The organism is Gammaproteobacteria bacterium (assembly GCA_003696665.1).
Taxonomy (GTDB): domain Bacteria; phylum Pseudomonadota; class Gammaproteobacteria; order Enterobacterales.
Genome location: RFGJ01000367.1, coordinates 1 through 4,722 on the forward strand (window position 1 = coordinate 1; position 4,722 = coordinate 4,722).

The following is a 4,722-nucleotide window of genomic DNA, read 5'->3' on the forward strand; positions in this document are numbered from 1 at the left end:
GACACACAGAGATGTCGATTCTCGTGACACCAGATATGAGCAATTTTGGCGGCAACATGCATGGCGGAGAGCTGCTGAAACTGTTGGACAAAGTGGCCTATACCTGCGCCATGCGTTATTGCGGGCATTATGTGGTCACTCTGGCTGTCGATTATGTACTGTTCAAACAGGCCATCCGCATCGGCGAACTACTCACATTTATGGCCTCGGTCAACTATACAGGGCGAACCTCAATGGAAGTTGGCATCAAAGTCGTCGCCGAAGACTTGGAAGCCGGCATCGTTCGCCACACCAATACGAGCTTTTTCACAATGGTGGCCGTCGATAAAGACGGCAAACCCACACCCGTCCCGCCATTTCAACCGAGCAATGACATTGAGCACGCCCGGTGGCTCGCTGCGAAAGCACGACATGAAGCACGAAAGTCGATGGTCAATCAAGCCACTAAATAGGCCAGTCGCGCGTGTCTCGACGAGCTGGAAGCAAGAAAGCGCGATAAAGTATCAGGCCGAATACAAAACCACCTATATGCGCCCACCAGGCGACCCCACCCACCTGTGTCACCGCAAGACTGCCAACGCCCTGCATCAACTGCATCAAAAACCAAATACCAATAAACACAACCGCATAAATCTCAACGATCAAGGGATAGAAAAACACCGGGATCAAGGTGATCACACGCGATGTTGGAAACAGCCGCCAGTAGGCCCCCAGGACACCAGAGATCGCCCCGGAGGCGCCTAACGCAGGAACCGGTGAATCCGTATTAAACGCATAATGCATCCAGCTGGCACCGACACCACACAATACATAGAAGGCCAAAAATCGAGCATGCCCCATGCGATCTTCCACGTTGTCGGCAAAGATGTACAAAAACCACATGTTGGACAGGAAATGCATCCAGCCGCCATGCAAAAACATGTTAGTAAAAAGGTTTGTCCACGATTGTTCAGGTAGGTAATTGAGCCAGGCCCATTCAGGATTCGACAGTGCCTTGGGCACCAACCCCCATTCGTAGAAAAGCGCTTTCTGGCCGGCTTCGCCGAGCGTCAGTTCATAAAGAAATACCAACGTATTGGCGGCAATAAGTGCCCACATCATGATGGGCTGTCGATGACTTGGGGTGGAATCTCTGAGGGGAAACATGAGCCTGTGGAATGAATCTGTTTGGTGCATTGTGGCGATTTCAAAATCGCAGTGCAAGCTAGTGTACCAAGAAACCACTCAACCACACGCAAAAGGGGCCAATGACGGCCCCTTTTGACGACTTGCGCACCTTACGAACGTTTCATCGATTCGAAAAATTCCTCGTTGGTTTTGGTCAAGCTCAATTTGTTGATCAAAAATTCTGTCGCCTCAACTTCGTCCATCGGATGCAAGATTTTGCGCAAAATCCACATCTTTTGCAGCTCATCCGGCGTGGTTAACAGATCTTCTTTCCGGGTGCCTGAACGGGTCACATTGATGGCTGGGTAAACCCGCTTTTCCGCTACGCGTCGATCAAGGTGGAGCTCCATGTTGCCCGTCCCCTTGAATTCCTCGTAAATGACTTCGTCCATTTTCGAGCCCGTATCAATCAGTGCAGTGGCGATAATGGTCAGGCTGCCGCCCTCTTCAATGTTGCGCGCTGCCCCAAAGAACCGCTTCGGCTTGTGCAGCGCGTGCGCATCCACGCCCCCAGTCAACACCTTGCCCGAGGATGGGATCACGGTGTTATAAGCACGCGCCAGGCGCGTGATGGAGTCCAACAATATCACCACATCCTTTTTATGTTCGACCAGCCGCTTTGCCTTTTCGATGACCATTTCGGCCACCTGAACATGCCGCGACGCAGGTTCATCAAAAGTTGACGCCACGACTTCGCCGCGCACCGTCCGCGCCATTTCAGTCACTTCTTCAGGCCGCTCATCGATGAGCAGGACAATCAGGACGCATTCCGGGTGGTTGTACGTTAGTGATTGGGCAATGTTCTGCAGCATCATCGTTTTACCCGCTTTCGGCGGCGACACGATCAAAGCGCGCTGCCCTTTGCCAATGGGCGCGACCAGATCAATCACGCGAGCGGTCAAATCTTCTGTCGAGCCATTGCCACGCTCCATCCTCAGCCGCTCATTGGGGTGCAGCGGAGTGAGGTTTTCAAACAAGACTTTGTTCTTGGCGTTTTCCGGCGAATCAAAGTTGATCTCATTGACCCTCAGCAGGGCGAAATAACGCTCGTTGTCCTTTGGTGGACGAATTTTTCCCGAGACTGTATCACCTGTGCGCAAGTTAAACCGGCGTATCTGGCTTGGTGAGACGTAAATGTCATCCGGCCCGGCCAAATAAGAGCTGTCGGCACTTCGCAAAAAGCCGTAACCATCCGGCAAGATTTCCAAGACGCCATCACCAAAGATGTCTTCTCCGCTTTTGGCGTGGGCCTTGAGAATGGCGAAGATAATGTCCTGCTTGCGCAGCCGGGCCATGTTTTCCAAGCCCATTTGGCTCGCCAATTCGACAAGTTCATTGATCGGTTTACGTTTGAGTTCTGTCAGATTCATGCGTGACGGGTCCGTGAGAGTCAACCAGTTTGTTATTTGCTGGATTACTTGGGATTTCGTGAATCGAAATTATTACAGCGACGGGTCTTCGCGAAAGGCTCGCGTGACTTGCAAGCCTAAAATTAGCAGAATATCAAGTGACAGTCCAGCCCTCAAAGGCTGAACCATCAACTTTTTCAAATGTTGCTATCCAAAAATGCGGTCAATTGCGATTTTGACAAAGCGCCAACATGAGTGGCAACCACCTGTCCGTTTTTGAACAGCAGCAAGGTCGGGATGCCGCGAATGCCATATTTTGGCGCAGTTTCCGCATTTTCCTCGATGTTCAGCTTGCAAACTTTCACTCGGCCTGCATATTCTTCGGCCACTTCTTCCAAAATCGGTGCAATGGTTCGGCAAGGACCACACCAACTGGCCCAGAAGTCGACCAATACTGGCCCTTCCGCCTGAAGCACGTCAGCTTCAAAGCTATCATCAGTCACGTTGACAATATGTTCGCTCATGCAATGCTCTCCTGTTGCCACTATTTTTCCTGTTTTTCCGACACAGTACGAGCCATCAGTGTCAAAACAGGTTAAAATTTGGTTCACTATTTGACTGAAAAAGCTTTCACATTGCAAGCCTCAATTCCAAACAAGAACACAATGACTGATACCACAAGCCTATCTGACATCCCTTTTTCATCGCTCGGTCTCCAACCGCCACTGCTCAAGGCACTTGAGGATCTGGGTTATCACTATTGCACGCCGATACAAGCCGAGGCGCTGCCGCTCGCCCTCACCGGTCACAATGTGGCTGGCCAGGCCCAAACGGGCACCGGTAAAACAGCCGCCTTCCTGCTCGCCACGCTCAATGACCTTTTGTGCATCCGGCCAATTGATGGACGCCGCCCGAATGAGCCGAGAGCCCTCATCGTCGCGCCAACGCGTGAGTTGGCCGTGCAAATCTATGATGACGCGAAGCAATTGGCTAAATATACCGACTTCAAAATTGGTGTCGTCTATGGCGGCACAGGCTATGAACAACAAAAGCAAATGCTCAAGGAAGGGGTCGATATTCTCATCGGCACAACCGGGCGCCTGATTGACTATTTCAAACAGAAAATTTTCTCTTTGGATGCCCTTGATGTGGTTGTTCTTGATGAGGCGGATCGGATGTTTGATCTTGGGTTTATCAAAGACATCCGATACTTATTCCGGCGCATGCCCCCTGCTCAAGACCGATTGAATATGCTGTTTTCGGCAACGCTATCGCAGCGCGTGATGGAGCTTGCCTACGAGCATATGGGCAATGTCATCAAAGTGCAAACGGCCACCGAAATCACCAACGCACGCATCCAGGAATGGCTCTATTATCCAAGCCAAGAAGAAGCCATCCCGCTGCTCATTGGCTTGCTGCGCCAGCAGAAGCCGGATCGAGCCATGATCTTTGCCAATACCAGACGACAGTCGGAAAAGATTTGGCGCTATCTGGTTGGTAATGGCTTTCAGGTTGGGCTTCTTACCGGTGATGTGCCACAGAAGAAGCGCTCCGCCTTGCTCCAGAAACTCAAAGACGGTCAGTTGTTGGCCTTGGTGGCCACCGATGTGGCCGCGCGCGGTTTGCATATAGAGGGCGTCAGTCATGTGTATAATTTCGATTTACCGGACAATCCGGAAGACTACGTACACCGCATTGGGCGCACGGCGCGGGCCGGAGCCACAGGTGTCGCGGTCAGTTTCGCCAATGAACATACGGCCATGAATTTACCCGCCATTGAAGAATACATCGGCTATGCCATCCCCACCGCACGGATGGACAGCGTGGCGCTTCCCGAAACGCTCTCACCGCCCAAGCCAGCCCCTCGTCGTCGTCCACGTTCACGTCCACGGTAGTGAAACATGGTGTTTGCGGCCATCGATCTGGGTTCCAACAGTTTTCACCTTTGTGTGAAAACGTCCGACAATGGGCAATGGCAAACATTGCTCGAACGGAAAATTCGCGTCCGTCTAGCGGCAGACCTGTGTCAGCAACCCACTTTGTCGGATCAAGCGATGGCAAGAATTTTCAAAGCGCTGGACAGTTTTGCCGAAGATTTGGCCGCTTGGCCACAAGCGAGAATTCGCGCTGTTGGCACCAGCGCCTTACGACGCGCGACCAACGGCGAAACCGTCGCCCACGCATTACGCGCCCGCTACGGCTGGCC

6 protein-coding genes are annotated in these 4,722 nt (G+C 52.2%); 3 read left to right on the forward strand and 3 right to left on the reverse strand.

Annotated features, from left to right (window positions below; translation table 11 throughout):
• Positions 1 to 452 (forward strand): acyl-CoA thioesterase (locus tag D6694_09500; GenBank protein ID RMH40969.1); only part of this gene is annotated, 452 nt, incomplete at its 5' end.
• Here the strand turns inward: D6694_09500 and D6694_09505 are convergent.
• From D6694_09505 to trxA, 3 genes are all read right to left on the reverse strand, one after another.
• Complete coding sequence (locus D6694_09505) at positions 445 to 1,146, reverse strand: rhomboid family intramembrane serine protease (GenBank protein ID RMH40970.1); 702 nt, start codon at positions 1,144 to 1,146, stop codon at positions 445 to 447. The genes D6694_09500 and D6694_09505 overlap by 8 nt on opposite strands.
• 131 nt (positions 1,147 to 1,277) lie before the next feature.
• Positions 1,278 to 2,537 carry a transcription termination factor Rho gene (gene rho / locus D6694_09510; protein RMH40971.1) on the reverse strand — a complete coding sequence of 420 codons (1,260 nt, stop codon included), beginning with the start codon at positions 2,535 to 2,537 and terminating at the stop codon, positions 1,278 to 1,280.
• Between the two features lie 176 nt (positions 2,538 to 2,713).
• Positions 2,714 to 3,040 carry a thioredoxin TrxA gene (gene trxA / locus D6694_09515; GenBank protein RMH40972.1) on the reverse strand — a complete coding sequence of 109 codons (327 nt, stop codon included), beginning with the start codon at positions 3,038 to 3,040 and terminating at the stop codon, positions 2,714 to 2,716.
• 141 nt (positions 3,041 to 3,181) lie between these two features.
• Here trxA and rhlB point away from each other — a divergent pair, with 141 nt between their 5' ends.
• Both rhlB and D6694_09525 read left to right on the forward strand, forming a co-directional pair.
• The gene (gene rhlB, locus D6694_09520) at positions 3,182 to 4,411 is read left to right on the forward strand and encodes an ATP-dependent RNA helicase RhlB (protein RMH40974.1); all 1,230 of its coding nucleotides are present in this window, start codon (positions 3,182 to 3,184) and stop codon (positions 4,409 to 4,411) included.
• A 6-nt stretch (positions 4,412 to 4,417) separates the two neighbouring features.
• A partial coding sequence (locus D6694_09525; protein RMH40973.1) for a guanosine-5'-triphosphate,3'-diphosphate pyrophosphatase occupies positions 4,418 to 4,722 on the forward strand: 305 nt, incomplete at its 3' end.